This window comes from Pseudolactococcus chungangensis CAU 28 = DSM 22330, from assembly GCF_002441885.1.
Lineage (GTDB): Bacteria > Bacillota > Bacilli > Lactobacillales > Streptococcaceae > Pseudolactococcus > Pseudolactococcus chungangensis.
The window spans coordinates 1-714 of record NZ_JXJT01000064.1; the positions used below are offsets into that span (position 1 = coordinate 1).

Here is a 714-nt window from a genome sequence, read left to right on the forward strand (position 1 = left end):
TTTTATTCTAACTTAATTTGACAAATCATAAGTTAAAAAAATCTACTAGAGAAATTCTAGTAGATTTTTTAGTATAATATGCGCTGAGAATGGTTTTAAGAATAGATTAGTTCAGGCGATAGAAATAAGCATCAGCAGGATAATCACCTGCGCTTTGAGAGATACTCACTCGAGGTTTACTGATGTCAGATTGGTCACCATCGGGATTACTGAAACCGATTTTATATAAGCCTAGGGCTGCGCCACCAACCGATTCAAATTTGATATCAGCATAAGGAATTTTTGAGGTTTTATCTGAATCGGGAACTGTTTGAATTTTATAATGGCTAACGATATCACCGTCATTACTTGTATAAACACATGTACCATCAGCTGCGATAGCCAAGGTCTCACCACGACCATTTTGCCATGTGCCGATGAGTGTTGTAATATCACCATGGTTAATCGCATCTATATCTAAATCATGTTCAGTTGCATTGTTTTCTACTTGTAATGCTGGAGCAGATACTTCAGGTGTTGTTGAATCAGCAGAAGATTGTTTGATGTCATCTTTTAGCTTTGAATTTTGAGCAGTTTTACTTTTGGAGGTTTGAGTTGTGCGCTTTTCAGTATTTGAACAAGCTCCTAAAACAACAAGGCTTAGTAGTAATAGACTCAAAAATTTTGTTTTTTTCATTATATTCTCTCCTTATATTAGTAATAGTGGGTAGCTCC

1 pseudogene is annotated in these 714 nt (G+C 35.6%); it reads right to left on the reverse strand.

The annotated features are described in order from the left end of the window. Window positions 1-115 precede the first annotated feature (115 nt). Window positions 116-676: pseudogene (locus tag RR45_RS10900) on the reverse strand (DUF6287 domain-containing protein); the annotation flags it as partial. Between the last annotated feature and the right edge of the window lie 38 nt (window positions 677-714).